General features: G+C 67.2%; 28 protein-coding genes. 22 read left to right on the top strand and 6 right to left on the bottom strand.

The window, feature by feature from the left end:
* Positions 1-10: 10 nt before the first annotated feature.
* The 5 genes from ACZ6YI_RS20070 (at position 11) to ACZ6YI_RS20050 (ending at position 3,112) form a co-directional block, all read left to right on the top strand.
* Entirely contained in the window at positions 11-325 is a 315-nt protein-coding gene (locus tag ACZ6YI_RS20070; protein ID WP_465780173.1) for a hypothetical protein, read from the top strand.
* 129 nt (positions 326-454) lie between these two features.
* Positions 455-1,432, top strand: coding sequence for a hypothetical protein (locus ACZ6YI_RS20065; RefSeq protein ID WP_465780172.1), 978 nt, complete (start codon positions 455-457; stop codon positions 1,430-1,432).
* An 8-nt stretch (positions 1,433-1,440) separates the two neighbouring features.
* Positions 1,441-1,617 carry a hypothetical protein gene (locus ACZ6YI_RS20060; RefSeq protein ID WP_465780171.1) on the top strand — a complete coding sequence of 59 codons (177 nt, stop codon included), beginning with the start codon at positions 1,441-1,443 and terminating at the stop codon, positions 1,615-1,617.
* Between the two features lie 163 nt (positions 1,618-1,780).
* Entirely contained in the window at positions 1,781-2,530 is a 750-nt protein-coding gene (locus ACZ6YI_RS20055) for a helix-turn-helix domain-containing protein (protein WP_465780170.1), read from the top strand.
* Positions 2,531-2,662: 132 nt separating this feature from the next.
* Positions 2,663-3,112 (top strand): MarR family winged helix-turn-helix transcriptional regulator, encoded by a 450-nt coding sequence (locus ACZ6YI_RS20050; RefSeq protein ID WP_440325510.1) that lies wholly within the window; start codon positions 2,663-2,665, stop codon positions 3,110-3,112.
* Here ACZ6YI_RS20050 and rhtC read toward each other — a convergent pair.
* On the bottom strand, positions 3,109-3,741 hold the full coding sequence (gene rhtC, locus ACZ6YI_RS20045) for a threonine export protein RhtC (protein ID WP_440325508.1): 633 nt from the start codon (positions 3,739-3,741) through the stop codon (positions 3,109-3,111). The two genes, ACZ6YI_RS20050 and rhtC, sit on opposite strands and share 4 nt — an antisense overlap.
* 260 nt (positions 3,742-4,001) lie before the next feature.
* Here rhtC and ACZ6YI_RS20040 point away from each other — a divergent pair, with 260 nt between their 5' ends.
* A complete protein-coding gene (locus ACZ6YI_RS20040) occupies positions 4,002-5,306 on the top strand; it encodes a NupC/NupG family nucleoside CNT transporter (protein ID WP_440327290.1) in 1,305 nt (434 codons plus the stop codon).
* 3 nt (positions 5,307-5,309) lie between these two features.
* Positions 5,310-6,164, top strand: coding sequence for a PfkB family carbohydrate kinase (locus ACZ6YI_RS20035; protein ID WP_465780169.1), 855 nt, complete (start codon positions 5,310-5,312; stop codon positions 6,162-6,164).
* A gap of 156 nt (positions 6,165-6,320) precedes the next feature.
* On the opposite strand, the gene ACZ6YI_RS20030 is transcribed toward ACZ6YI_RS20035, so the two are convergent.
* Together ACZ6YI_RS20030 and dapA are read right to left on the bottom strand one after the other, a co-directional pair.
* On the bottom strand, positions 6,321-6,920 hold the full coding sequence (locus ACZ6YI_RS20030; protein ID WP_465780168.1) for a hypothetical protein: 600 nt from the start codon (positions 6,918-6,920) through the stop codon (positions 6,321-6,323).
* Positions 6,921-6,958: 38 nt separating this feature from the next.
* Positions 6,959-7,852 carry a 4-hydroxy-tetrahydrodipicolinate synthase gene (gene dapA / locus ACZ6YI_RS20025; RefSeq protein ID WP_465780181.1) on the bottom strand — a complete coding sequence of 298 codons (894 nt, stop codon included), beginning with the start codon at positions 7,850-7,852 and terminating at the stop codon, positions 6,959-6,961.
* Positions 7,853-7,939: 87 nt separating this feature from the next.
* Here dapA and ACZ6YI_RS20020 point away from each other — a divergent pair, with 87 nt between their 5' ends.
* The 6 genes from ACZ6YI_RS20020 (at position 7,940) to ACZ6YI_RS19995 (ending at position 12,941) form a co-directional block, all read left to right on the top strand.
* On the top strand, positions 7,940-8,590 hold the full coding sequence (locus ACZ6YI_RS20020; RefSeq protein ID WP_465780167.1) for a glycine cleavage system transcriptional repressor: 651 nt from the start codon (positions 7,940-7,942) through the stop codon (positions 8,588-8,590).
* Positions 8,591-8,613: 23 nt separating this feature from the next.
* On the top strand, positions 8,614-9,075 hold the full coding sequence (locus tag ACZ6YI_RS20015; protein WP_465780166.1) for a peroxiredoxin: 462 nt from the start codon (positions 8,614-8,616) through the stop codon (positions 9,073-9,075).
* A gap of 82 nt (positions 9,076-9,157) precedes the next feature.
* On the top strand, positions 9,158-10,546 hold the full coding sequence (locus ACZ6YI_RS20010) for a PhoH family protein (protein WP_440326683.1): 1,389 nt from the start codon (positions 9,158-9,160) through the stop codon (positions 10,544-10,546).
* Positions 10,543-11,319 (top strand): bifunctional hydroxymethylpyrimidine kinase/phosphomethylpyrimidine kinase, encoded by a 777-nt coding sequence (gene thiD, locus ACZ6YI_RS20005; RefSeq protein ID WP_465780165.1) that lies wholly within the window; start codon positions 10,543-10,545, stop codon positions 11,317-11,319. Before ACZ6YI_RS20010 ends, thiD begins: the two co-directional genes overlap by 4 nt.
* A 64-nt stretch (positions 11,320-11,383) precedes the next feature.
* Positions 11,384-12,310 carry an aspartyl/asparaginyl beta-hydroxylase domain-containing protein gene (locus tag ACZ6YI_RS20000; protein WP_465780180.1) on the top strand — a complete coding sequence of 309 codons (927 nt, stop codon included), beginning with the start codon at positions 11,384-11,386 and terminating at the stop codon, positions 12,308-12,310.
* 73 nt (positions 12,311-12,383) lie between these two features.
* Positions 12,384-12,941 carry a hypothetical protein gene (locus ACZ6YI_RS19995; protein WP_465780164.1) on the top strand — a complete coding sequence of 186 codons (558 nt, stop codon included), beginning with the start codon at positions 12,384-12,386 and terminating at the stop codon, positions 12,939-12,941.
* 139 nt (positions 12,942-13,080) lie between these two features.
* Here ACZ6YI_RS19995 and ACZ6YI_RS19990 read toward each other — a convergent pair whose 3' ends face one another.
* The 3 genes from ACZ6YI_RS19990 to grxC all read right to left on the bottom strand — a co-directional run bounded on the left by ACZ6YI_RS19990 (position 13,081) and on the right by grxC (position 14,897).
* Complete coding sequence (locus ACZ6YI_RS19990; RefSeq protein ID WP_465780163.1) at positions 13,081-14,103, bottom strand: isocitrate dehydrogenase; 1,023 nt, start codon at positions 14,101-14,103, stop codon at positions 13,081-13,083.
* A gap of 126 nt (positions 14,104-14,229) precedes the next feature.
* Positions 14,230-14,628, bottom strand: coding sequence for a carboxymuconolactone decarboxylase family protein (locus tag ACZ6YI_RS19985; protein ID WP_465780162.1), 399 nt, complete (start codon positions 14,626-14,628; stop codon positions 14,230-14,232).
* Positions 14,628-14,897: a glutaredoxin 3 gene (gene grxC, locus ACZ6YI_RS19980; protein WP_465780161.1), complete on the bottom strand. Its 270-nt coding sequence runs from the start codon at positions 14,895-14,897 to the stop codon at positions 14,628-14,630. Before grxC ends, ACZ6YI_RS19985 begins: the two co-directional genes overlap by 1 nt.
* Before the next feature lie 135 nt (positions 14,898-15,032).
* Here grxC and ACZ6YI_RS19975 point away from each other — a divergent pair, with 135 nt between their 5' ends.
* From ACZ6YI_RS19975 to ACZ6YI_RS19935, 9 genes are all read left to right on the top strand, one after another.
* Complete coding sequence (locus tag ACZ6YI_RS19975) at positions 15,033-16,682, top strand: M48 family metalloprotease (protein ID WP_465780160.1); 1,650 nt, start codon at positions 15,033-15,035, stop codon at positions 16,680-16,682.
* A gap of 69 nt (positions 16,683-16,751) precedes the next feature.
* Entirely contained in the window at positions 16,752-17,441 is a 690-nt protein-coding gene (gene phoB / locus ACZ6YI_RS19970) for a phosphate regulon transcriptional regulator PhoB (RefSeq protein ID WP_045827901.1), read from the top strand.
* 56 nt (positions 17,442-17,497) lie between these two features.
* Positions 17,498-18,775 (top strand): phosphate regulon sensor histidine kinase PhoR, encoded by a 1,278-nt coding sequence (gene phoR / locus ACZ6YI_RS19965; RefSeq protein ID WP_465780159.1) that lies wholly within the window; start codon positions 17,498-17,500, stop codon positions 18,773-18,775.
* Between the two features lie 79 nt (positions 18,776-18,854).
* The gene (gene ppk1 / locus ACZ6YI_RS19960; protein WP_465780158.1) at positions 18,855-20,951 is read left to right on the top strand and encodes a polyphosphate kinase 1; all 2,097 of its coding nucleotides are present in this window, start codon (positions 18,855-18,857) and stop codon (positions 20,949-20,951) included.
* On the top strand, positions 20,948-22,093 hold the full coding sequence (locus tag ACZ6YI_RS19955) for an MGDG synthase family glycosyltransferase (RefSeq protein WP_465780157.1): 1,146 nt from the start codon (positions 20,948-20,950) through the stop codon (positions 22,091-22,093). The genes ppk1 and ACZ6YI_RS19955 overlap by 4 nt, the downstream gene beginning before the upstream one ends.
* Positions 22,090-22,599: a hypothetical protein gene (locus tag ACZ6YI_RS19950; RefSeq protein ID WP_465780156.1), complete on the top strand. Its 510-nt coding sequence runs from the start codon at positions 22,090-22,092 to the stop codon at positions 22,597-22,599. Before ACZ6YI_RS19955 ends, ACZ6YI_RS19950 begins: the two co-directional genes overlap by 4 nt.
* Before the next feature lie 44 nt (positions 22,600-22,643).
* On the top strand, positions 22,644-24,164 hold the full coding sequence (locus ACZ6YI_RS19945; RefSeq protein ID WP_440325995.1) for a Ppx/GppA phosphatase family protein: 1,521 nt from the start codon (positions 22,644-22,646) through the stop codon (positions 24,162-24,164).
* A 64-nt stretch (positions 24,165-24,228) separates the two neighbouring features.
* Positions 24,229-24,987 carry a peptidylprolyl isomerase gene (locus ACZ6YI_RS19940; protein WP_465780155.1) on the top strand — a complete coding sequence of 253 codons (759 nt, stop codon included), beginning with the start codon at positions 24,229-24,231 and terminating at the stop codon, positions 24,985-24,987.
* Entirely contained in the window at positions 24,984-25,712 is a 729-nt protein-coding gene (locus ACZ6YI_RS19935) for a UDP-2,3-diacylglucosamine diphosphatase (RefSeq protein WP_465780154.1), read from the top strand. Before ACZ6YI_RS19940 ends, ACZ6YI_RS19935 begins: the two co-directional genes overlap by 4 nt.
* Positions 25,713-25,813 lie beyond the last annotated feature (101 nt).

The following is a 25,813-nucleotide window of genomic DNA, read 5'->3' as shown; positions in this document are numbered from 1 at the left end:
GAAGTCATGTGTGGACGCCACCCCGGGCGGCCACCACGTCGAGGTCATCCGTATGTCGTACGCCACCGTCATCGATATCCGCTCCGCCGCCACCACCCCGCCCAGCAAGGCCCACGCGTGGCAGGTGCTGCACGAAGCCTCGCGCATCGAACCGGACGAATCCGCGCGCATTGCCTGGTATCGCGAGCAGCCGATCCACGCCGTCGGTGGCCACACCGCGGAGTCGCTGGTGACGATGGGACGTTACGAGGAAGTGCTGGCGTTCCTGCGCCGCGTGCGGGTGGACCTTGGCCTTGAGGCGGCGCATGGGTTTGGTGCGTTTTGAACTGAGGCAAGACCTATCGCGCGCAAGCGCGCTCCCACAACCATCCCATGCCGGCCTTTGGTGGGAGCGCGCTTGCGCGCGATGGGGTGTGCGATATCCTGCGGGCATCCCGCGAGGCGCCCCGCACACGTGTCCATCGACGAAGCCCTCCTCCCCGGTAACGACGAACGCCTGAGCGCCGAGCGCGCCTACGAGCTCTACTGGGCCGAGCTGCTCGGCGACGAGCCGCGCTTCACCTGCGTCGGGACCGGCTGCGACGCACCGCTCACCTGCGCCTGCCTCAGGAAGCCCGAGCAGACCCTGCTGATCCGTCCGTATTTCCGCTCGCACCGGCTGGAAGACCACGCCGCCACCTGCGAGGTCGTGCACGGGGCCGGCGAGGCGAAGCGGCTGAAGGGGCCGGATGTGTTCGAGTCCGAGCGGCCGGCCCATCATTTCGATCGGGAGGCATCGCGCCCGAGGGCACTCCCACAAGGGGATGCGAACGCTGTGGGAGCGCGCTTGCGCGCGATGGCCCCGGCTGAAACGACGGCTAAGGAGCCATCGCGCGCAAGCGCGCTCCCACAGGGGCACGGGTCACCTGCGCCGAGCCACTTCTATCGGCTGTCGTCGCTGGTCCAGCGGTTCCTGGAACATCGCCGGGACAAGGACCTGGCCGAGGCGCCGGTCACCATCGGCGGCGAGACGACGACCTACGAGGCGCTGTTCCGCAACGTGTACCGGCAGAAGGCGGCCGACCATTTGCAAACGCGCGCAGTCTGGTGGGGCACGGCCTCGGTGCGGGCCACGAAGGACGGCGGGTATTACCTGCGCTTCAGCCGGCCCTTCCGCCACGGCGACGAGCTGCTGAAGCCGACGATCACGCTCACCGCAAGGGACATCGACGCCTACCCGGTGCGCAAGCTGCTGCGCGCGCGCCTCGACAAGCTCATCGCGGAGCACGAGGGATACTGCGTGGTGTTCGTATGGGCGAAACCCTGGATGCCGAAAGACGCGGAAAAGCCCTTCGTGCGCTTCTACGTGGATAACCTCGACCATATCGACGTCCGCAGCCCGGAGATCCTCGAGGAGCTGAAGAACACCTCGCGCGTCACCGCCACCGACTGACCTGACCCATGCCCCGTAAACGCCGCCTGCGCCTGCCCTTCGTCCGCCACCCCCGCGATGCGTCCCATGAGTTCGACGACGCCAGTTACGACGGCGGCATCTCCGGCGGCGCTTATACGAAACACATCGTGGTAGCCGTCGTGATCCTGATCATCCTGATCGCTATCGCGCGTTCGATCTTCTGAGCGACCTCATTGAAAATTGAGGAATTCGGTAGTCCGGCAGAATTGTCCGAGACATTTTGCAATCGGTTGCACATTTCACGCTGCGTATACCCCTTTAGGGGGTAGTCGCAAATCCTTGCATGCGCAATGCTTCGATCCTCATCCGATACCGTGAGGGTCGGCCATGTACCGCGCCGAGACCGCCTGTTCCGTCAGATTCCCGCGCACGCCCACGCTAGTGATCGACCTCGCGCAGCGTTCGGCCGCGCTCGACAGGCCGTCCGAAGGCACCCAGGTGCAGGCGTTGCGCGATCGGCTGGCGTTGACCGAAATTGCGATCGGCCCCGAGGACGGGGCTGATGACGACCTGCTGCTCGTCTACCGGACCACCGGCCCGGCCGACCCAGGGGCTGGCGCCATCCTCTTCCGCCACATGGCGGACACCCGCGACATCGTGCACCCGCCCGCCGTCCGCAGCCTTGCCCAGGTCCTGTTCGATACGCTCCGCGCCGAGGAGCCCAACGCCCCGCTCATGGCCCACGTGGCCATGGCCCTGCGCGCGATCATCCCGGCACCACGGCGCGACGATGCCGGCACCGTACGTGGCGGCCTCGCCACCTGGCAGGAACGCCGCGCGCTGACCTTCATGGAACAGCGGCTCGACCAGAGCTTCCCCGTGTCCGACGTGGCGGATGCCTGTGGACTGTCGGTCAACCACTTCTCCCGCGCCTTCCGGCGCAGCCTGGGCAAGCCCCCGCACCGCTGGCTGCTGGACCGCCGGATCGACCGTGCCCGTGAGCTGCTGCAGGAGACCCCGCTCACCCTGGCGGACATCGCCCTGGCCTGCGGGTTCGCCGAGCAGAGTCACTTCACCCGGGTATTTACCCGGCTGGTAGGCATGCCGCCTGGCGCATGGCGACGCGCCGCGGAGTAAAAATTCCAAGCGCCGCCGGTAATTTGCAAACACACCCTCTTTCAGTCAATTCCACAAACCCGCAGGGTGCGTATGATGGCCGCCATACCATCGGCAGGAACCACCCACCATGAGCGCGGAAACCGCAAACCGATGAGCGGCGAGAGCACCACACCCGTCGCCACCCTGCACCTCGGCAGGGATCTGATGCTTGCCGGTTCGCGCCTGCGCGATGCCGTGGGGCGGCGTGCCCAGCGCGAATTCGGGATCACCGCCCTGCAGGGCGACATGCTCCTGCTGCTGGCCGCCCACGGCAGCATGATCTCCACGGAACTCGCGACCACCTGCGGGGTTAACGCCAGCACGGTCACCCATGCGGTCGACGCGGGGATCGAGCGTGGGCTGATGAAGCGGACCCGGAACGAGGTCGACCGGCGGCTCGTGGATATCGGCCTGACCCCGGCGGGCAAGCGCATGGCGGAACGCGTCCGCGCACTGATCGCTGACGTGGCCCGCAACGCCCTCGAGGGCGTCGGCGCCCCGCACCTGCTGGTCCTGGCGGAGAGCCTGGCCCAGGTCAGCCGGAACCTCGACCGCGACTAGACCGCGCGGCGGCCCAGGATGAGGTGCAGGCCGAAGAGGGTGAAGATCGCGCCTGCCCCGCCGTCGATCCAACGGCTGGCGCGGACGTAACCGCGGCGCATGGCCGGCAGGGCGAAGATCGCGGCGACCACCCCGAACCACAGCGCCGTCTCCAGGGTCACCATGGCCCACAGGCCCCAGCGCGCGCCGGCATCGACCCCTTCGCCGATGAACGCGGAGAAGATCGAGGCGAAGTAAATGGCCGCCTTCGGGTTGGCCAGGTTGGTCAGCAGGCCGCGCAGCAGGGCCCGGCCGGGGCTGGAGTCACGGACGTCGACCGTGGGCACCGCGGCGTCGGGCTTCGCCTTCCAGGACGCCCGCAGCATCTGCAGGCCCATCCAGCACAGGTAGGCGCCGCCGGCGATGGCGATGCCGCGCTCGAGCCAGGCCAGCCGGTGCAGCAGGAGTTGCAGGCCCAGCAGGGCCAGAGCGGCCCAGACCGCCACGCCCAGGGCAATGCCCACCACCCCGGCCACCGCCTCCCGCCGCGAACGGCTGGCGGCCAGCTGGCTGACGAAGAAGAAGTCCGGGCCCGGCGTCACGAGGGCTACCAGCTGGACGACGGCAATGGTCAGGAATACATGCGACATGGCTGGATTATGGAGGAGCGGGCGCCGTGCGCGCACCCTATTCCCCGTGGGAGCGCGCCATTTCTTGTGGGAGCGCGCTTGCGCGCGATGGACCCGCCGCTAGCACCCATCGCGCGCAAGCGCGCTCCCACAAGGGCGGCGGGCGGGGGCCTTCACGCCTTTTTCGCGCTGCGCCTTGCCCCGGGGCGCCCCGTCCCGTAACCTCCCGTTTTTTAAGCGGTCGCGGGGCTACCCCCCGGGCTTCCAAGGGGTACGTCACGATGCTGGATCTGCTGGGCCACGTTCTGTTTGGCCTGTTCGGTTTGGCGATGCTCGTGGGCATCGCGTTCTGCTTCTCCAATAACAAGCGCTCGGTCGACTGGAAGCTGGTCGCCACGGGCATCACCCTGCAGATCGCGTTCGCCGCCATCGTGCTGAAGGTGCCGCTGGGCCGCGACGTGTTCGACGCGATCGCGACCGGCTTCGTGCGCCTGCTCGATTACGTGGAAGTCGGCTCGCGCTTCATCTTCGGCAGCCTGCTCGATACCGATAAGTTCGGCGTCATCTTCGCGGTGAAGGTGCTGCCCACCATCATTTTCTTCGCCTCGCTCACGGGCGTGCTGTACCACCTCGGCGTGATGCAGCAGATCGTGAAGGGCATGGCGTGGGTCATCACCAAGGTGATGCGCGTCTCCGGCGCGGAAACCACCAGCGTGTGCGCCAGCGTGTTCATCGGCCAGACCGAAGCCCCGCTGACGATCAAGCCGTACCTGGAGCGCATGACCCAGGCCGAGCTCATGACCGTCATGATCGGCGGCATGGCGCATATCGCCGGCTCGGTGATGGCCGCCTACGTGGCCATGCTCGGCGGTGATGATCCGGCCTCGCGCATGTTCTACGCCAAGCACCTGCTGACTGCCTCGGTCATGGCCGCCCCGGCGACGATGGTGCTGGCCAAGATCCTCGTGCCCGAAACCCAGGAGCCGCTCACCCGCGGCACCGTCAAGATCGAAGTCGAGAAGACCACGGCCAACGTGATCGACGCTGCGGCGACGGGCGCGGGCGATGGCCTGAAGCTCGCCCTGAACGTCGGCGCCATGCTGCTGGCCTTCATCGCGCTCATCGCGCTGATCAACGGCCCGGTGCAGTGGGTCGGCACGATCGGTGGCGAGCACAGCATCAACGCCTACCTCTCGGCCAACGCCGGCCACCCGGTCACCTTCAGCCTCGAAACGATCTTCGGCTGGGTGCTCGCCCCGGTGGCATGGCTGATCGGCGTGCCCTGGCACGATGCCACCATGGTCGGCAGCTTCATCGGCGAGAAGGTCGTGATCAACGAGTTCGTCGCCTATGCCGACCTCGCTAAGCACCTGCCGGACCTGATGCCGGAAAGCCGACTCATCGCGACTTACGCGCTGTGCGGCTTCGCCAACTTCTCGTCGATCGCCATCCAGATCGGCGGTATCGGCGGCCTGGCCCCGAACCGTCGCGCCGACCTGGCTCGCCTGGGCCTGCGCGCGGTGCTGGGCGGCTCCATCGCCACGTTCATGACGGCGACCATCGCCGGCGTGCTGGAACGCTTCTGATCCATGGCCGGCATCCGCCTGCTGGTGGTCGGCGGATATAGCGAGGAAGAGCGCTGGCGCGTGCCGCGCCTTCCCCGCCCCGGCGAACCGGTTCATGCCGAAGGCTTCGAGCGCCGTCCCGGCGGGAAGGCGTTCCACCAGGCCGTCGCCGCCGCGCATACCGGCGCCGGCGTGGGCCTGATCGCCGCCATCGGCGATGACGTGATCGACCCTTCCGGCCTGCCGCCGCTCGTGGATGCGCGCTGGCAGGTCATTCCCGGCGTCCGTACGGGGCGCACCGGCCTGTTCGACGAGCCGCGCGGGTCATCGCTTGCCGTGCTTTCCTCCGGCGCGAACGATCACCTCGATGCGGCCTTCGTCGCGGCGCAGGGCGATCTGTTCGACGAGGCCACCGTATTGCTGGCCTCGGCGGAAACGAACATCGATACCGTCGCCGCGGCGCTGGAATTCGCCGGCGCGAAGCGCCTGCTGCGCATCCTCGATCCGGGTCCGATGCCACCGCGCCTCTCGGTGCGGGAGTTCGCCAGCACCGATGTGCTGCTGCTCGGCCTGCATGAGTTCGCCCACGCATGCGGGCGCTTCCTCAATATCGATATCACCGCCGCGGCCGTCACGGCGATGAGCGACACGACGATCAACGCCCTCGCCCGCCGCCTCTGCGCGGGCACCGTGGTGATCTCGCTCGACAAGAGCTGCCTGGTCTCGCACGGCGCCGACCGCCACGACGACCACACCGACGTCTACCGCGTGCCCGCCTGCGGCCACGGCGATGCCTTCAAGGGCACGCTCGCCGCGCGCCTGACCCAGCCCGGGTGCTTCAGGGATGCATTGCAAGCGGCGTGCGAACGCTCAACCTGATTGTCGCGCGCAAGGGCTGTTGTGGGAGCGGGGGGGGGGGGGGGGGGGGGGGGGGGCCGGCCCCCCCCCCCCCCCCCGCCCCCCCCCCCGCTCCCACAAACAGGCACAAAAAAGGCCGCCCTGGGGCGGCCTTTTGTTGCGCCGGACAGTGCCGGATTACTTGACGCCGAGGCGCGACTTCAGCGCGTCGATGACGCGACGGACGCCGCTGGCATCGCCCTGCGCACGCACTTCGGAACCGGCGCCGCTGGGGTTCACGGTGAGGACCACCGAGTGCTTGTTGCCGCCACCCTGCGTCGCCTGCGGGCCGCCCTCGATCGCCTCGTCCGGGTTCTTGTTGCCACCACCGAACATCCGCTTGAAGAAGCCCCGCTTCGCCTCCGGCGCACCGGCGGTGGCGGCGATCTGATAGGTGTGGGTGTCGTCGTCGTGGGCGGTCACCGAACCGACGTCACCGACCGAAAGAACCTCACCGATGCGCTTGTAGGCGGCATCCGGGGCATCGGTCAGGATGAAGCCATCCGAGACCGGGGCGGCCGCCGAGGCGCCGGCAGTGGTGCCCGAGCCGGAGCCCGCGTCCGGAATGACCAGCGCGGCGCTCGTCGACGGCGTATCCAGGCCCGGCGGGATTTCCAGCGGGGCTTCCTGCTTCGCCTTCTCCCACTGCTTGGTGGAGCGGAACGCGCCGCAGCCGGAAACGACCAGGACGGACAGGAGCAGTGCCGGGACGACCAGCGCGTACGAGGTTTTCTTCATGAACAAAGGTTCCGTTGGAATCCGTTTAATTGGGTTGCTCAGGCGGCAGTCGCCAATGGTGCCAGAGCCGCGAGCGTTTCGCGCACTTTTGCCAGCGCCGGGCCGGGCTCGAGCTCGACCAGGGGCAGGCGGGGCGCCGCCGAACCCAGCCCCAGCAGGGCCAGGCCGGCCTTGACGGGAATGGGGTTCGGCGCACAGTTCAGGGCGTCGATCAGCGGGGCCAGGCGGGCCGTGGCGCTCGCCGTGCGCTCCGCGCTGCCCGAGCGGGCGGCGTCACAGAGTTCACGGAAAGGCCCCGGCACGAGATTGGCCACCACCGAGATGGTGCCCGCGGCGCCGGCCAGCATGGCCTGGTGGGCCGAACCGTCGTCGCCGCTGAGGTAGACGAAATCGGGGCGGATAAGTTCCGCGATGGCACGGATGCGCTCCGCGTCGCCGCGGGCCTCCTTGATGCCGATGATGCCGGGATGATCGCGAAGCACCGCCACGGTTTCCGGGGCGATATCGCAACCCGTGCGCGGCGGCACGTTGTACAGGATGACCGGCAGGCCGCCCTGGTCGGCGACGGCAAGAAAATGCCGGCGCATGCCCTCCTGGGTGGGACGGACGTAGAACGGCGCCACCACCAGGGCGGCATCGGCGCCCAGCTCCTTCGCCAGCCGCGTGGTGGCGATGGTCTTCGCGGTGCCGGCTTCACCCGTACCGGCGATGACCGGGACGCGTTTGTCGATGTGCTTCACGGCAAACGCCAGCAGGCGCTTGAACTCATCATGCTCGAGGAAGTGCGATTCACCCGTCGAACCCGCGACGACCACGGCCTGGGTGCCGCCAGCGAGCTGCTGGTCGAGCAGGCGGCCGAACGCGTCGAGATCGAGGGAACCGTCGGCGGCAAACGGAGTTGCCAGCGCGGTGATGCTTCCGGAGATATCCAAGGTGAAACCCATTGAGGAACCAGCCCTTCGCATGTTACCGGGGCGTTTCCGGGGAGTCCATTCGCGCGCGGCGCCCCACGCCGGCCCATGGTGTCTTGCTACTGTCCGATGGCGCCCGTTAAGCTCAACCCAACAGCGACGCCCCGCGCCCCGCGGGCCGCGCCAAGGGTAGTGAAGGCCTTGAATCGTTCCGTAGCACGCAACGCCGCCGATAACCAGCTACTTGTCTCGACGCTGTCGCCGGCGCACCGCGCGCCCATCCTCGCCCTCGCCAAGCGCATCGCCGATGCCGGCTGCAACCTGGCCGATGCCCGGGTTTCGACCATCGGCAACGATACCTCGGTCATGCTGCTCGCCTCGGGCTCGTGGGATGCCGTGGCCAAGCTCGAGACCGCGGTCGGGAAGCTGGCGCGCGACGAGGAACTGCAGATCGTGCATTACCGCACGACACCGCGCGAACCCACCGCCCACCTGCTGCCTTACCTGGTGGAAGTGATCGCGGCCGACCGGCCCGGCATCCTCGTGAAGATCATCGAGTTCTTCTCACGCCGCGATATCAGCGTGGAACAGCTCTCGTCGATGCGCTACCAGGCCATGCAGACCGGCGCTGAAATGTTCCAGGCGCAGATCACCATCGGCATCCCATCCGAAACGCATATCGCCGCGCTCCGCGACGATTTCCTCGAACTGTGCGATGGCCTCAACCTCGATGCCATCATGGACCCCGTGAAGTTCTGACGTAAGGGACGCAGACGTAACGCATGATCGGCAAGGGCAAGAAGGTTCCGAAACTCAAGGGCACGCTCGGCGATGGTTCCACGCTGGCGCTGTCTTCCCTCTCCGGCCAGTGGGTAGTGGTGTTCTTCTACCCCAAGGACAACACGCCGGGCTGCACCAACGAGGCGAAGGATTTCCGCGACCATTACGCGGCATTCCAGGCCCGCAACGCCGAGGTCATCGGCGTCTCGCGCGACTCGGTCCGCTCGCACGCGAACTACGCGGCGAAGAACGAGCTCCCCTTCCCGCTTGTATCCGACGCCGATGAAGCCTGGTGCCAGGCCTTCGACGTCATCCACGAGAAAGTGCTGTACGGCAAGCGCTACATGGGCGTCGTACGCAGCACCTTTCTCATCGACCCCGACGGCAAGCTGTATGCGGAGTGGCGCGGGGTGAAAATCCCCGGCCATGCGCAGGCCGTCCTTGAGAGCGTTCCCACCGCGTGACGGACACCGCGCCACGCGGCTCCTTCCCCCGGCCACGGCCACATGGCCGGGTTTCGCAACCTCCGCATGAGGTCACTTCCGCATGACCGGAAGCAAGCGCATCTACGCCCTCGACACCAACGTGCTCCTGCACGATCCGACATCGCTGTTCCGTTTCGAGGAACACGACGTCTTCATACCGATGACGGTGCTGGAGGAACTGGACGACAAGAAGAAAGGTGGCTCGGAAGTTTCACGTAACGCGCGCCAGGTCAGCCGTTTCCTCAACGAGCTGATCGAACGTGGCGGCGTGGACGGCCTGAAACAGGGACTCGAGCTCGAGAATCCACAAGGCATCAAGCTCAAGCGCGGCGCGGTGGGCCGCCTGTACTTCCAGCAACGCGCCAGCCATGGCAATGGCAAGGCCGATAACCAGATCCTTGCGTCGGTGATCGATCTCCGTGACCAGTATCCGGATCGCCCGGTCATCCTGGTCACGAAGGACATCAACCTCCGCATCAAGGGCTCGATCTACGGCATCACCGCCGAGGATTACGAGAACGACCGCGCCCTCGACGACTTCGCCCTGCTCTTCACGGGTTCCGACGCCCTGCCCGAGGATTTCTGGAACCTGCACCCGGAGGTCCGGTCGTGGAACGAACGCGGCCGCACGTTCTACGAACTGGAAGTACGCGAAGACGAGCATTGGTATCCCAACCAGTGCCTGTACATGCCGGGCGAAAACGACGTGGAACTGCGCGTACTCGAACTGCGTGGCCCGGAGGATGCGCAACGCGCCAAGCTCGTGCTGCTCGATGACCACACCCACGCCGCGCACGGCGTATGGGGTATCGCGGCGCGCAACCGCGAGCAGAACTTCGCGATGAACCTGCTGATGGATCCCGACGTGGATTTCGTCACGCTGCTCGGCACCGCCGGCACGGGCAAGACGCTCCTTGCGCTCGCCGCCGGCCTGGCCCAGGTGATGGACCAGCAGCGGTACCGCGAAATCATCATGACCCGCGCGACGGTATCGGTCGGCGAAGACATCGGCTTCCTCCCCGGCACGGAAGAGGAAAAGATGACCCCGTGGATGGGCGCGCTCACCGACAACCTCGAGGTGCTCGCCAATCCGGAGGAAGGCGGTTCGTGGGGCCGCCAGGCCACCAACGACCTGCTCGCCTCGCGCGTGAAGATCCGCTCGCTGAACTTCATGCGCGGCCGCACGTTCCTCAGCCGTTACCTCATCATCGACGAGGCGCAGAACCTGACGCCGAAGCAGATGAAGACGCTGATCACCCGTGCGGGCCCGGGCACCAAGATCGTGTGCCTCGGCAACGTCGAGCAGATCGACACGCCGTACCTCACCGAAACCACCTCGGGCCTGACCTACGCGGTGGATCGCTTCAAGATGTGGGCGCATTCCGGCCACATCACCCTGAAGCGCGGCGAGCGTTCACGACTGGCCGATTTCGCCTCCGAAGCGTTGTGACGAAGGCCAGACCCAACACCCTCACCATCGCCGGAAGCGATTCCGGCGGTGGTGCGGGGATCCAGGCCGACCTCAAGACCTTCCATTCGCTCGGCACGCACGGGCTCACCGCGATCACCGCCGTCACCTCGCAAAACACGCGCGGCGTCACCGCCGTGCACACGCTGCCGCTTGCCCATGTGCGTAGCCAGATCGATGCGGTTTTTGCCGATTTCCCGATCGCTGGCGTGAAAACCGGCATGCTCGGCAGCGCCGCCGTCACGCGCCTCGTCGCGAAGGAAATGGCGTCGCGGCAACCCGCGTGGCTCGTGGTCGATCCGGTGATGGTCGCAACCAGCGGCGCGCGACTGCTTAACGAGGATGCGCTGGAGGCGCTCGTGACGCGCCTGATCCCGCTCGCCGACATCCTCACACCCAACCTCCCGGAGGCCGAGGCGTTGCTGGGCCGCCCGATCGGCAAGGCGTTCGACGAAGCCGGGGCCGACCTGCTCGCCCTGGGCGCGGGCGGCGTGCTGCTCAAGGGCGGCCACGCAGGCGGACGCGACGTCGTCGACCGTTACTACGATGCGAGCGGCGTGCTGGCCTTCCGCCATGCCCGCCTCCCCTTCGAGGGCCATGGCAGCGGCTGCACGCTCGCTTCAGCCGTCACGGCCCACCTGGCGCGGGGCAAATCGCCGCATGCCGCTGTCAGGGCCGCCATTTCCTGGCTGGAAAAGGCATTTCGCGGCGCCTGGCGGCCAGGCGGCGGCGCCAGCCACGTGCTGGCCCACTGAGGCAGGAGTAAACTAGGCGGGTCCTTTTGAGTGCAACCCCATGAATCTCCTCGGGCCCCGCTTCATCGTCCTGTACGTGCTGATCCTCTTCACGCTGTGCGTGTTGCTGGTGCACCTGCGCGGCCGCTCGCGCCTGCGCTTCGATCGCCAGCTTGTCGATCACTCGGCACTGTTCGCGCCGTACAACCTGCTGATGTACGCCTTCTCGGCCGTGCCGGCCCGCCCGATCCTCGACCGCGCCGGCTTCCCCCAGCTCGACCTGCTACAGAACAACTGGCAGGCCATCCGCGAAGAGGCCATGCACCTTTTCGACGAGGGCTACATCCGTTCGGCGGAGAAGCACAACGACGCCTCGTTCAACTCGTTCTTCAAGCAGGGCTGGAAGCGCTTTTACCTGAAGTGGTACGGGGAGCCGCTCGCGTCGGCCGAGGCGCTGTGCCCGGAAACGGTGAAGCTGCTGAACTCGATCCCGAGCGTGAAGGCCGCCATGTTCGCGCTGTTGCCGCCGGGCAGCCGGCTGAACCCGCACCGCGATCCGTTCGCCGGCTCGCTGCGCTACCACCTCGGCCTGATCACCCCTAACTCCGATGATTGCCGCATCTTCGTCGATGGCGAAATGCACGCCTGGCGCGACGGCAAGGACGTGGTGTTCGACGAAACCTACGTGCACTGGGCGGAGAACCGCACCGACCAGACCCGCGTCATCCTGTTCGCCGATGTCGAGCGCCCGCTCAAGTTCGGCCTGATGACGGCGATCAACAAGCGCGTCGGCGCGTTCATGGGCTCGATCACGGCCTCGCCCAACAGCGACGACGGCAAGGAGCAGGTCGGTTTCGTCAACCGCATGTTCGCGCTCAACCAGCGTGGCCGCGACCGCACGCGCAAGTTCAAGAAGGCGAACCCGAAGCTGTTCCGCGTGCTCAAGTACATCGGCATCGTGGTGATGGTCTGGCTGGTGTTCCTGGCGCCCTACCCCTTCTTCCGGGGTTAAAGAAGATTTCACACCCCGCGATTCCTTGCGGGGTGATACTCCAGCCGGGGTGAGCCTGCATGGAGAAACGGGCATGAAACGGTTCGGCTGGTTCCTGGCTTTACTGATTCCCATGGCTGCGACGGCGGCTGAGAAGCCCGTGCATACGCCGCCACCGGGCACGCCACCCATGGCCGTGGCGCCCGCTTCGAACACACCACCCGACCTGGCTCCCGTCGTGGACCAGCTCGTCGCGAGCCTGACCACGGACTCCCGGACGCAGGCCAGGTCGTTCCGGATGCTGATGGGCCTGGGCAGGCCGGCGGTGCCTTATATCGTTGCCCACCTGGGTGATAGCCGGTCGTTACCCGAGCAGTCGATCTGGGTGCAGGCGCCGACGGGGCGGGCCGATACGCAGTACCACCCGTGGTACGTGCACGATGGGTTGCTGGCGGTGCTGAAGGAAATCACCGGCTTTTCGCGGGCGCCGTTGACGGGACATCTTTTGCCTTCGCAGCGGGCGAAGAGCGTGCGGAAGTGGGTGACGTTCTGCGTCGAGCGCTACCCGGCGCAGGCGGCCGTCTGCCAGCGTGCGCTGCAGAACACCTACATCCCCGCATCCAACGAATCCCCCGAAACCGCCGCTTTGTAGGAACGCGCTGTGGGAGCGTGCTTGCACGCGATGGGTACTTGCGCCACCGCCGATCGCGCGCAAGCGCGCTCCCACAGGCGCGGAAACAAAAAAAGCCCGGCCGGAGCCGGGCTTTTTCGTCATCGAACTACCGAGGCGATTACGCCGTGGCCTTGATCCGCTCGACGATCGCATCGCCGAAGGTATCGGTGTTGCCGGTGCCGCCGACGTCCGGCGTCGTGCGGTCGCGGGCGTTCATCACCTCGCTGATCGCCGAACGCAGGCGCGTGCCCTTGGCCACCATGCCCAGGTGATCCAGCATGTCAGCCGCAGCAAGCAGCAGCGCGCACGGGTTCGCCTTCTTCTGGCCCGCGATATCCGGCGCCGAACCGTGCACCGCCTCGAAGATCGCCGCACCCTTACCGATGTTCGCACCCGGCGCCAGGCCCAGGCCGCCGACGAGGCCAGCGCACAGATCGGACAGGATGTCGCCGAACAGGTTGGTGGTAACGATCACGTCGAACTGCCACGGGTTCATCACCAGCTGCATGCACGCGTTGTCGACGATCATTTCCTGGAATTCGAGGTCCGGAAAATCCTTCGCCACTTCACGGGCCACGTCGAGGAACAGGCCCGACGAGGTCTTCATGATATTGGCCTTGTGCACGGCCGTGACCTTCTTGCGACCCTTCGCGCGGGCCATCTCGAAGCCGTAGCGGCAGATGCGCTCCATGCCCGGGCGGGTGTTGCGGATGACCGAGACGGCCACCTCGTTCTCGCCGGTGCCTTCGCGCGTCTGGCCTTCGGCCATGTACGCACCCATCGTGTTCTCACGCACGGTGATGATATCGATGTTCTCGTAGCGCGCCTTCGTGCCCGGGAAGCTGATCGCCGGACGCACGTTGGCGTACAGGTCGAACTTGCGGCGCAGGGTCACGTTGATCGAGGTGAAGCCACCGCCGATGGGGGTGGTCAGCGGGCCCTTGAGCGCCACGGTGTGCTTCGCGATGGCATCAATCGTGCCCTGCGGCAGCAGGTCGCCGTGCTTCTCGAGGGCCACCATGCCCGCGTCCACGAAATCGTAGGTCAGGCCGCAGTCGAGGGCATCGAGGACGCGGATGGTCGCGTCCATGATCTCGGGGCCGATACCGTCGCCGGGGATCACGGCAATGGTCTTGCTCATGGGGATTACTCCTGGAAGGAAGCGGGTCTTGGACGCACGCGGATGCGGTCGCCGGGGAGAAAAATCGCCCAATTATCGGCGATTTTGCCCGCTTCCTTCAAGGTTTGGCCCCCTGGCGGGGCCGGTTCAGCCGTTAGCGTGGTCCGCGCAGGCCGCGGCATCCGCCTGGGCCGGCTCGCCTTCCAGCGAATCGAGGAAATCCACGGCGCGGCGCAGGTGCGGGATGACGATGGAGCCGCCCACGACCAGGCCTACGCTGAACACTTCGAAGAACTCATCGCGGTTCACGCCCGCTTCCTTGCACTGGGCCACGTGGTAGCTGATGCAATCGTCGCAGCGCAGGACCATGGAAGCGACCAGGCCCAGCATTTCCTTGGTTTTCACATCCAGCGCGCCCTCGCGGTACGTCTGCGTATCCAGGGCGAAGAAGCGGCGTACGACCTGGTTGTCTTCGCCCAGAATGCGCTCGTTCATGCGCTTGCGGAAGGCGGTGAATTCCTCGACGCGGGTCTTGTCCGTGGCCATCAGTGCGCCGCCTCGAGGATCTCGGCCAGGCGGCCGCTGCGGTCGGCAGCCGCCAGGTCGTCGAAACCACCCACGTGGGTGCCATTGATGAAGATCTGCGGCACCGTGCGGCGGCCGCCGCTCTTCTCGAGCATGATGTCGCGCTGGGTCGGATCCATATCGATGCGCACCTCGTTCCATGCGAGGCCCTTGGCCTTCAGCAGGTTCTTGGCGGCGACGCAGTAGGGGCATACCGCGGTCGAATAGATGGTGATATCGGGGGTGGTCATGGAACGGTGTCTCCGAACGCATTGATTACCGCTAAATGGCGGCCTGGGGCCTATTCTACAACCCCATGGCGAACCCCTGCCCGCCCGCGCGGTCCAAGCCGGATCCGGCCCCGTGGTGGTATCGTTTTCTCACTTATGCGCCCGCCCTTTCCCCGCCTGCTGCTCCTTGCCGCCACCACCGCCGTCACCTTCGTGGCCGGCGCGCAGGATGCGGTGCGCCTGCCCGACCTGGGCAGTTCCGCCAATGCCCTGATCAGCCCCCGGGAGGCCGACGACTACGGCGCGCAGATGCTCCGGCAGATGCACGCGCTGGACCTGACCGTCGACGACGCGCTGCTCGACCAGTACATCAACGACCTGGGTTACCGCCTGGTCGCGGCGAGCGACCGGCCGAAGGAGCATTTCCAGTTCTTCATCGTGCGCGATACGCAGATCAATGCGTTCGCGGCACCGGGCGGCTACATCGGCGTCAACGCCGGCCTGATCAACATCACCCAGAACGAAAGCGAACTGGCCGGCGTGATCGCGCATGAAATCGGCCACATCACCCAGAACCACCTGTATCGCGCCTTCGAGGCATCGAAGAAGGACGCGCCCCTCCTGGCGCTGGTCCTGCTCGGTGCCATCGCCGCGGGCGCGGGTGGTGCCGGTGGCGATGCCGCCGCGGGCGTGCTCATGGGTGGCCAGGGGCTTCTGCTGCAGCGGCAGATCAATTTCACCCGAAAGGATGAAATCGAGGCGGATCGCGTCGGCATCCAGACGCTGGCGAACGCGGGTTTCGATCCCGAAGCCATGGCCGATTTCTTTGGCCGCATGCAGGACACGCTGCGCGTCGGCGAGGGCGAGGATGCGTTGCCGGCGCTGCTGCAGACGCACCCGGTCACGCTGGACCGCATCAGCGATGCGCGCGCCCGTGCGCGTGTGCTCGAGGCTCGCCTGAAGGACCGGCCAAAGCTGCCGACGCTCGACAAGGCGGTGTGGGAAAAGAACACCGCACCGGTGCTTTTCGTGAAAGACCCGACCACCCTGGCCGGCACGGGCGCTGCGGTCGCCAGGGACAGCGTGGGCGATACCTATGCGCTGATGCGCGAGCGCGTGCGCGTGCTGTCGGGCGATGTCGGCAAGCTCGCCGCGTACTACGCCACGAACCTCAAGCGGAAGGACTTCGACACCGCGGCCAATCGCTACGGCTACGCGGTGGCCCTCACCCGCAGCAACCGCGGCGCCCAGGCCGTGGAGCAGCTCCAGCCACTCCTCGCCCAACTGCCGGATAGCGTGGTACTGCGCCTGGCCATGGCCGACGCCTACCTGGATGCCGGCCGCTATGGCGACGCCACGGCCATCTACAAGGCGCTGCACGCGAACTCGCCGCGTAACGTCGCCGTCGCGCTGGGCTACGCCAAGGCGCTCGCGGTCCAGGGCAGCACGGCCAGCGCCCAGCAGTCGGCCGCCCTGCTCCGCCCCATGCTGGACAACAGCGATGACCCCGAGATCTTCCGGACCTATGCCCAGGCCAGCGAGCGGGCCGGTGACAGCGTCCGGGCCGCGGAGGCCTATGCCAATGCCGCCTATCTCTCCGGGCGGCCGTTCGACGCCATGGAACAGCTGCGCCGGCTGCTGAAGCGCGACGACCTCGACTTCTACCAGCGCTCGCGGGTCCAGGCCCAGATCGCGGACCTGACCCCGCTCCTGCTCGAGCTGCGCAAGCGCCGGGTGGCCACCGATGACAATCCGGACGGCCGGACCCAGCAGGCCATGCCCCTTATCGGCACGGGCCGAATGTGACCGTTGTCATTGCCGTGTAACACTGCATGGCTGCAATATGACGGTCACAGCCACCAAGCGGTTCATAGCGTGCATAAGCGCATTCTTATCGTGGAAGACGAAGCATCGATTCGCGACATGGTCGCGTTCGCGCTTCGCAAGGCGGGCATGGACGCGGCACACGCCGCCGACGCCCGCGCCGCACAGATGGCCATTTCCGAGCGCGTCCCGGACCTGATCCTGCTCGACTGGATGCTCCCGGGCACCAGCGGCCTGGAGCTGGCCCGCCGACTGCGCCGCGAGGAGCTTTCCCGCGAGATCCCCATCATCATGCTCACCGCCCGCGGCGAGGAGATGGATCGGGTCAACGGCCTCGAGGCCGGCGTGGATGACTACGTCATCAAGCCGTTCTCCACCCGCGAGCTCATCGCCCGCATCAAGGCCGTCCTGCGCCGCAGCCAGGGTGATGACGGCTCGGGCGTGGTGGAACTGGGCGGGCTGCGCATCGATGGCCCGGCGCACCGCGTGTTCGCCGGTGACGATGCCGTGCCGATCGGCCCGACCGAATACCGCCTGCTGTTCTTCTTCATGACCCACCCGGAACGCGTCTACTCGCGCGCGCAGCTGCTCGACCATGTCTGGGGCGGCAGCGTGTACGTGGAAGAACGCACGGTGGACGTGCACATCCGCCGCCTGCGCAAGACACTGGAGCCGTGGAAGCTCGACGACATGGTGCAGACCGTGCGCGGCGCGGGCTACCGCTTCTCCGCCAATACCTAGGCTAACGCGGGCCAGCCGCGTTATGGTGCGAACCACCAGACCGCCGGTTACCCGCCATGCCACCCAGCTTCCTGACCTCCTGGCGATTGCCCGCCACCTGCGCCGCCCTGCTTTTCGCGGGTGGCGCGGTGGGCGTGCTCGCGGGCTCGGCGCTAGCGGGCGTGAGCGTTATCGCGCTGCTGGAAATCGTCGTGCTGCTGTCGCTATTCCGTCATATGGCCGGGCCAATGTTGCAATCGCCTGCAACGCCCCACCCTGAGCATGACCGTCTCATGACCCGCACACGCCGTATCGCCTCCCGCCTCCGCGACCTGCGCAGCGCGGCCGGTTCCCTCCCCGATGGCGTGGTCCTGCTGGACCACGCGCAGCATGTCCGCTGGTTCAACCACGCGGCGGAGGAACTGCTCGGCCTGAAGGGTCCGCGCGACCGCGGCCGCTTCATTACGGATGTGCTGAAGAACAGCGAACTGGCCGAATGGCTGGAAGAAGGCGCCCGCGAGCCGCTGACGGATGTGACCGCGCCGGGCCACCCCAACCGCCACATCACGGCGACCCTGCTGCCCTTCGGTAGCCGCCAGCGCGTGCTGCTGGCGCGCGACACGAGCCACCTCACGAGGCTGGAGCAGATCCGCCGCGACTTCGTGGCCAACGTGTCGCACGAGCTGCGTACCCCGCTCACCGTGATCCACGGGTACCTGGAGCTGCTCGATCCGGAAGACGTGCCCGAACTGGCGCCCGTGCTCGATGAAATGCGCGCGCAATCCAAGCGCATGGGCCAGATCGTCGAAGACCTGCTGACGCTCTCGCGCCTGGAGACGCAGGACCACCTCGCCGAGGAACACGTACAGATGGCGCCCCTGCTGGCGTCGCTGCGCAAGGAAGCCGAAGCGTTGAGCCAGGGCCGGCATACCATTTCACTCGACGTCGCCACCGGTTACGACCTGCTGGGTTCCACCAAGGACCTGCACAGCGCCTTTGGCAACCTGGTGGGCAATGCGGTGCGCTACACCCCGACGGGCGGCAAGATCGCCATCCGCTGGGCCGCGACCGACGGTGGCGCACGCTTCTCGGTGCAGGATTCCGGCTTCGGGATCCCTGCCGCGCATATCGCCCGCCTGACCGAGCGGTTCTACCGCGTTTCGTCGAGCCGCTCGCGCGATTCCGGCGGTACCGGCCTCGGCCTTTCCATCGTCAAGCACGTGCTGAACCTGCACCAGGCGCGCCTCTCGATCGAGAGCGAGCCGGGCAAGGGCTCCACCTTCGCCTGCGTCTTCGGCAGCGATCGCCTGCTCGACGGCAGCCGCCTGCACGACGTGGCGGGCGCACCGGCCTGAACGCATGGCTCCCCGGCGCCCGCAGGTTGCTGCGATGCCCCTTTCCGCGGCGGCCGGCGATGGTCCACCATCGGCGGTCATGAAACGAGCCGCGGAACGCATGAGCGCCAAGATCGACCTCGGGGCCCCCGAGCTCTACAACAACCGCGAACTGGCGGCGCTGGAATTCAACTTCCGCGTGCTGGCCCAGGCCAGCGACCCGGACGTGCCGGTGCTGGAACGGTTGCGCTACCTCACCATCGTGAGCAACAACCTCGATGAATTCTTCGAGGTGCGCGTCGCCGTGCTCAAGCATAAGCACGCCCTCGGCGTCGCCCTGCCCGGCGCGGACGGCCTCTCGTCGGGCGAGATCCTCTCGCGCATCCGCGAGCGCACGCTGGAACTGGTGCGCGAGATCTACCGCATCTGGCACGAGGAGCTCGGGCCGGCGCTCGGCGCCCAGGACATCCGCTTCCTCACCCGTGACCAGTGGTCGGACAAGCAGCGCCGCTGGCTGCAGGGCTATTTCCAGAACGAGATCATGCCGGTGCTGTCGCCGCTCGGCCTCGACCCGGCGCATCCGTTCCCGCGGATCCTCAACAAGACACTCAACCTGGCCGTCGTGCTCAAGGGCCGCGATGCCTTTGGCCGCGAGGGCCACATGGCGCTCGTCCGTGCCCCGCGCTCCCTGCCCCGGATCATCCGCATCCCTGCGGAGGTGTCGGGCAGCGATGGCGACTTCGTGTTCCTGGCCGAGGTGCTGCAGAGCTTCGCCGACGAGATTTTCCCTGGCTTCCAGGTATGCGCCGCCTATCAGTTCCGGGTGACCCGCAACAGCGAACTCGTGGTCGAAGAGGCCGAGGTGGAAAACCTCGCCCGCGCGCTCAGCGAGGAACTCGCGGGTCGCGGCTACGCGCGCCCGGTCCGGCTTGAAGTCGGTGCCGATTGCCCGCGCGCGATCACCGAGATGCTCATGGCGAACTTCCAGCTGGAAGACGCCGATAACTACCGCTGCGACGGCCCGGTGAACATCATCCGCTCCGGCGTGATCTACGACCAGCTCGATCGCCCCGAACTGAAGTTCCCGCACTTCACGCCACGCCTTTCGCCGGCCTTCGCGAAGGGCGTGAATGAATTCGACGTGCTTGGCGAGCGCGACGTGTTGCTGCACCACCCCTACGAGTCGTTCGCCTCGGTGGTGGAGCTGCTGCGCCGTGCGTCGCAGGATCCGGGCGTACTCGCGATCAAGCAGACGCTTTACCGCGCCGGCAAGGATTCACCGCTGGTCGACCTGCTGGTGGATGCCGCGCGCAACGGCAAGGACGTCACCGTGGTGATCGAGCTGCGCGCGCGGTTCGACGAGGAAGCCAACATCGGCCTCGCCAACCGCCTGCAGGAAGCGGGCGTGCAGGTGGTCTACGGCGTGGTCGGATACAAGACGCACGCGAAGATGCTGCTGATCGTGCGCCGCGAAGGCAGTGGCCTGCGCCGGTATGTGCACCTTTCCACCGGCAACTACCACCAGGGCAACAGCCGCGGCTACACGGACATCGGCCTGATGACCTCGAACGCCGAGATCGGCGAGGACATCCACAAGGTGTTCCAGCAGCTCTCGGGCCTGGGCCCGATGATCCAGCTGAAGCGCCTGCTGCATTCGCCTTTCACGCTGTACAGCAGCGTCATGGGCAAGATCGAGCGCGAGATCGAGCATGCGCGCCAGGGCCGCCCGGCGCGCATCGTCGCCAAGCTCAACGCCCTGAACGAAGCCCACGTAGTCGAAGCGCTGTACCGCGCGTCGCAGGCGGGCGTGGAGATCGACCTGATCATCCGCGGCGCGTGCACGCTGCGCCCGGGCGTCAAGGGCGTATCGGAGAACATCCGCGTTCGCTCGATCATCGGCCGCTTCCTCGAACACAGCCGTGTCTACTGGTTCGCCAACGATGGCGAGCCCGAGCTTTACTGCGCAAGCGCGGACTGGATGGAACGCAACCTCATGCGCCGTATCGAAGTCGGCGTGCCGATCCTCGAGCCCGACCTGTTCAAGCGCGTCTACGAGGAAACGCTGGAAAATTACCTGCGCGACAACACCCAGGCGTGGATGCTGGGCCAGGATGGTCGTTATACGCGGCGGCATCCCGCGGCGGGCGAGTCCCCGCATTCGGCGCAACAGGCGCTGCTGGCCAAGTACTGCGGGTGAAGCGGCGCATCCTGCTCCTGTCGGTATCCGCTGGCGCGGGGCACGTGCGCGCCGCGGATGCGCTTGAAGCCACGGTCGGTGCGCTGGCGGCCGATGGCTGCGACGTGGAAGCGCGCCACCTCGATGTCATGGATTACGTGCCTTCGAGCTTCCGGCGGATCTACGCCGATTTCTACCTTGGCCTGATCACGCGGTACCCGCGGATCTGGGGCATGCTTTACCGCATCACCGATGACGCGCGCCCCGACGCGGTGGTGCAGCGCATGCGCCGCACGATCGAGCGCCTGAACACCCGGCGGTTGCGCGCCGCGATCACGGAGTTCGCGCCCGACGCCATCGTCTGCACGCACTTCCTGCCTGCCGAGATGCTCGCGCGGCAGATCCGCAAGGGCCGCGTCACGGCGCCGGTATACCTGCAGGTAACCGACTTCGACCTGCACCGCATGTGGATCGTGCCGGGCATGAGCGGCTACTTCGCGGCGAGCCCGGAGATCGCGTATCGCATGCATGCGGTGGGGCTGCCCACCACGCTCGTGCACACCACCGGCATCCCGGTGATGCCGGCCTTCGCCGAAACACACGACCGGGACGCGCTGGCGCGCGGCTTCGGCATGGACCCGGCGCGCCCGACCTACCTGGTGATGGGCGGCGGCGCCGGCGTGGGTGCGCTCGACCAGCTCGCCGATACGCTGCTTTCCGCGGGCGGTGATTTCCAGCTCGTGGTGCTGGCCGGACGTAACAAGGACATGCTTGCGCGGCTGCAGGCACTCGCCTCCGGCAAGCACGCCGGCCGCCTCTTCCCCCAGGGCTATACACGGCACGTCGAGCAGCTCATGGCGTGTTGTGACCTTGCGATCACCAAGCCCGGTGGCCTCACGACATCCGAGTGTCTCGCGATGGGCGTGCCCATGATCGTCAACGCGCCGATTCCCGGCCAGGAAGAACGCAACGCGGACTACCTGATGGAACAGGGCGCCGCCTGGAAGGCGATCGACGGCGTGGCGATGGCGTGGCGGGTGCAGTCCCTGCGCGATGACCCCGCGCACCTTGCCGGCATGCGCGCGCGTGCACGCGCGATGGGGCGTCCGCATGCCGCGCGCGATGTGATCGACATCGTCCTCGCTTCGATGGGCCAGCGATGAGCCATTCGTCGCGCCGCCGCATCGCCTCCGTCGTCGCGACCGCTGCCTTCGCCTTCCTGCTCGCCTTCCTGTTCGCCCACGTGGAGGTCGAAATCGAAGGCCCCCATGGCTGGGCGACCAGCCTGCCCACCTGGCGCATCGAGAACCACTGGCTGCTCGATCTCCTGTGGGGCGGCCGGCCGATGACGGGCTACCATGCGTGGGTGTTTCCGTTCATTGCGCTGTTCTTCCATTTCCCCATGGTCTTCCGCGGGTTCTGGAGCTGGCGCGCCCAGGTGCGCATCATCGCCTGCGTCATGTTGTTCTGGGTGGCCGAGGATGGCCTTTGGTTCATCCTGAACCCGGCCTTCGGGCTTGCACGGTTCAACCCGGAGAACGTGCCCTGGCACCGCCACTGGTGGGGCCCTGCGCCAACGGATTACTGGGTGTTCGGATTCCTGTGCATCCTGCTCTTCGCGCTGTCGGCCATGCCGAAATCGCGCGCCGCCATTTCCACAAAGCGGTGAAGGCGTGACAAAATTCACCGAATACGCCGCTGCGGACATCTCCCTTGGCCACATCAGGTAAATCGCAGATCAACGATGGCGAATTCCTCGCCGCCGTCGACCTCGGCTCCAACAGCTTCCACATGGTGGTCGCACGCTACGAACACGGCGAACCACGGGTGATCGATCGCCTGCGTGATTCGGTGCGCATGGCCGTCGGCCTGCGTCCCGATGGCACTCTGGATGCGGCGCACCGCGCCGCCGCGCTCGGCAGCCTCGCCCGCTTCGGCCAGCGCCTGGCGGGCATCCCCGCGCTACACATCCGCGCCGTCGCCACCAACACCGTGCGCCGCCTGGCGTCGCCCCATGCGTTCCTTTCCGCCGCCGAGGCTGCGCTTGGCCACCCGGTGGAGATCGTCTCGGGCCGTGAGGAAGGCCGCCTGATCTTCCTGGGCGCCGCGCACGACCTGCCGGCATCGCGCGACCACCGCCTGGTGATCGACATCGGCGGCGGCAGCACGGAGTTCATCATCGGGCGCGGCACCTCGCCGCTGCTGACGGAAAGCGTGCAGGTCGGTTGCATCGCCTCCACCCTGCGCTTCTTCCCCGGCGGCAAGATCACCCGCAAGCGCTGGCAGAAGGCGCGGCGTGAAATCGGCGTGCTGCTGCAGCAGTTCTCCGAGGATTACCGTGAAGCTGGCTGGGCCGATGCCTACGGCTCGTCCGGCACGGCCAAGGCCATCGGCTCGGTCGTGCGCGCGATGAAGCTATCCGATGACGGCATCACGCCGGATGCGTTGGCGGCCGTGCGCGAAGCACTCATCGAGCAGGGCGCGACCGGCGCGCCGCTGAAGCTGCCGGGCCTCGCCGAGGACCGCGCGGAAGTGTTCGCCGGCGGCGTGGCGATCTTCGAGGCCGCTTTCGAAGCCCTCGGCATCGAGCGCCTGCGCGTGTCGGAAAGCTCCATGCGCGAAGGCGTGTTGTGGGACCTGATCGGCCGTTCCGCGGGTACCGACCCGCGCATGGCGAGCATCGACGCCCTCGCCGCGCGTTATGGCGTGGATCGTGCCCAGGCGCGCCGCGTGGAAACCACCGCGCTCGCTATCTTCGACCAGCTGGCCAAGGTCTGGAAGCTGGACGACGATGGCCGCGAATGGCTTTCGTGGGCCACGCGCGTGCATGAACTCGGCCTGGCCATCGCGCACAGCCAGCACCAGCGGCACGGCGCCTACATCCTGCGCCACGCCGATATGGCCGGTTTTTCGCGGCAGGAGCAGCAGTTGCTGGCCGCCATCGTTGAATCGCACCGGCGCAAGCCCGAGAAATCGGTGATCACCGCACTGCCGGTGCGCTACCGCCCGCTGGCCCGGCATATCACGGCCATCCTCCGCCTGGCCGTGCTGTTCCGGCGTGCGCGCCGCGCCGAGGCGTTGCCCCGCATCCGCGTGAACGCCACCCGCCAGCGCCTGCGCCTGACGCTGCCCGCCGACTGGCTCGACCAGCACCCGCTCACCGAAGCCGACCTGGAGCAGGAGCGCGAGCCGCTGGCTGAACTGGGCCTGGAACTCGAGATCGTTACTGAATAAGCCTGCCTGCCCCCACCAAGGGGGTATCATGGTCGGGTTGTCCCAACGCACGAACCGGTCGCCCATGCTGAAAGCCGTCCTCGCCAGCCTCCTCCTCGCCCTGCCCGCCGCCGCACTGGCCCAGCAGCAGGCCAAGCCGGCGGCACCCGCGCCAGCACCCGGCATGGTCGACCACCCGCGGGTGGTCATGCACACCTCGCAGGGCGATTTCACGCTGGAACTGTTCCCGGAGAAGGCGCCCAAGAGCGTCGCCAACTTCCTCCAGTACGTGCGCGATGGCTTCTACGACGGCACGGTGTTCCACCGCGTCGTCGATGGCTACATGGTCCAGGGCGGTCTTTACAGCCGCGACCTCACCCAGCGCCGCACGCGCGCACCCATTCCCAGCGAGGCCGATAACGGCCTGTCCAACCTGCGCGGCACCGTCGCCGTGGCGCGTGGCGCGGATGCCAATTCGGGTACCGCCCAGTTCTTCGTGAACCTGGTCGATAACCGCCGGCTGGACTACGTCAGCAATCAGAGCGGCCTGACCTGGGGCTTCGCCGTGTTCGGCAAGGTCGTGCAGGGCATGGATACGATCGACAAGATCGCCAAGGTGCCGACCAAGGCCCAGGGCCCGTTCGTGGGCGATGTACCCAACCCGCTGGTCATCATCAACTCCGCGCAGGTCGTCGGTGAGGAGAAGGCCGCGCCTGCTGCCGCGTCCACGGCGGCCGCCGCGCCGGCGAAGCCCGCGGCCGCGCCTGCAACGGATGCCGCGAAACCCGCCGCTGCGCCTGCGAAGAAGGCCGAAAAGAAGCCGGCGGCCAAGACCACGCCATGACGACGCTGTTCATCGCCGACCTCCACCTCGACGACGCCCGCCCCGAGATCACCACCCTCTTCGAGCAGTACCTGGGCTCCGACGAGGCGCGCGGCGCGAACGCCTTCTACATCCTGGGCGACCTGGTCGAGGCCTGGATCGGCGACGATGACGACGCCGAACTGCCTGCGCGGATCGCCGCCGCGACGAAGGGCCTGCGTGATGCGGGCGTGCCGGTGTACTTCATGGTCGGCAACCGCGATTTCCTGCTCGGCGAAGCCTTCGCGGAACGCGCCGGCATGACGCTGCTGGAAGACGGCACGGTGCACGAGATCGAAGGCGTGCCCACCCTGCTGATGCATGGCGACGTGCTCTGCACCGACGATGTCGAATACCAGGCCGTGCGCAAGCAGGTGCGTACCGATGCGTGGAAACAGCAGATCCTGTCAATGCCGCTGGCGGCGCGTCGTGCGTTCGCCGCGCAGGCGCGCAGCGACAGCAAGTCACGCACCGGGCGCATCGATGAGACGATCATGGATGTGAACCAGGGCGCGGTCGAAGACGCCATGCGCCATGCGCGCGTGACACGACTGGTGCACGGGCACACCCACCGCCCCGCCGTGCACGAGTTCACGCTGGGCGGCGCACCCGCGCAGCGCATCGTGCTGGGTGACTGGTACGACCACGGCTCGGTGTTGCGCATTGAGCCGGCGTCGGTCGAACTGCGTGGGTTGAAGCTTACCTAGCCCTGGGCCGCGCTCCGCGCGGATCGCGCGCAAGCGCGCTCCCACAATGTTCGGATAGCGTGCTCTTGTGGGAGCGCGCTTGCGCGCGATGCAGCCCGCCG

It is taken from the genome of Luteibacter sp. NPDC104163, from assembly GCF_055584245.1.
Note: the sequence above shows the minus strand (reverse complement) of the source record. Positions and strands in the feature narration are given on the sequence as shown.

Coding starts and splice junctions, on each gene's coding strand:
- ACZ6YI_RS20060 (WP_465780171.1), top strand. CDS start 1,441: ATGCCCCGTAAACGCCGCCTGCGCCTGCCCTTCGTCCGCCACCCCCGC.
- ACZ6YI_RS20055 (WP_465780170.1), top strand. CDS start 1,781: ATGTACCGCGCCGAGACCGCCTGTTCCGTCAGATTCCCGCGCACGCCC.
- ACZ6YI_RS20050 (WP_440325510.1), top strand. CDS start 2,663: ATGAGCGGCGAGAGCACCACACCCGTCGCCACCCTGCACCTCGGCAGG.
- rhtC (WP_440325508.1), bottom strand. CDS start 3,741: ATGTCGCATGTATTCCTGACCATTGCCGTCGTCCAGCTGGTAGCCCTC.
- ACZ6YI_RS20040 (WP_440327290.1), top strand. CDS start 4,002: ATGCTGGATCTGCTGGGCCACGTTCTGTTTGGCCTGTTCGGTTTGGCG.
- ACZ6YI_RS20035 (WP_465780169.1), top strand. CDS start 5,310: ATGGCCGGCATCCGCCTGCTGGTGGTCGGCGGATATAGCGAGGAAGAG.
- ACZ6YI_RS20030 (WP_465780168.1), bottom strand. CDS start 6,920: ATGAAGAAAACCTCGTACGCGCTGGTCGTCCCGGCACTGCTCCTGTCC.
- ACZ6YI_RS20020 (WP_465780167.1), top strand. CDS start 7,940: ATGGTGTCTTGCTACTGTCCGATGGCGCCCGTTAAGCTCAACCCAACA.
- ACZ6YI_RS20015 (WP_465780166.1), top strand. CDS start 8,614: ATGATCGGCAAGGGCAAGAAGGTTCCGAAACTCAAGGGCACGCTCGGC.
- ACZ6YI_RS20010 (WP_440326683.1), top strand. CDS start 9,158: ATGACCGGAAGCAAGCGCATCTACGCCCTCGACACCAACGTGCTCCTG.
- ACZ6YI_RS19995 (WP_465780164.1), top strand. CDS start 12,384: ATGAAACGGTTCGGCTGGTTCCTGGCTTTACTGATTCCCATGGCTGCG.
- ACZ6YI_RS19990 (WP_465780163.1), bottom strand. CDS start 14,103: ATGAGCAAGACCATTGCCGTGATCCCCGGCGACGGTATCGGCCCCGAG.
- ACZ6YI_RS19985 (WP_465780162.1), bottom strand. CDS start 14,628: ATGGCCACGGACAAGACCCGCGTCGAGGAATTCACCGCCTTCCGCAAG.
- grxC (WP_465780161.1), bottom strand. CDS start 14,897: ATGACCACCCCCGATATCACCATCTATTCGACCGCGGTATGCCCCTAC.
- ACZ6YI_RS19975 (WP_465780160.1), top strand. CDS start 15,033: ATGCGCCCGCCCTTTCCCCGCCTGCTGCTCCTTGCCGCCACCACCGCC.
- phoR (WP_465780159.1), top strand. CDS start 17,498: ATGCCACCCAGCTTCCTGACCTCCTGGCGATTGCCCGCCACCTGCGCC.
- ppk1 (WP_465780158.1), top strand. CDS start 18,855: ATGAAACGAGCCGCGGAACGCATGAGCGCCAAGATCGACCTCGGGGCC.
- ACZ6YI_RS19950 (WP_465780156.1), top strand. CDS start 22,090: ATGAGCCATTCGTCGCGCCGCCGCATCGCCTCCGTCGTCGCGACCGCT.
- ACZ6YI_RS19940 (WP_465780155.1), top strand. CDS start 24,229: ATGCTGAAAGCCGTCCTCGCCAGCCTCCTCCTCGCCCTGCCCGCCGCC.
- ACZ6YI_RS19935 (WP_465780154.1), top strand. CDS start 24,984: ATGACGACGCTGTTCATCGCCGACCTCCACCTCGACGACGCCCGCCCC.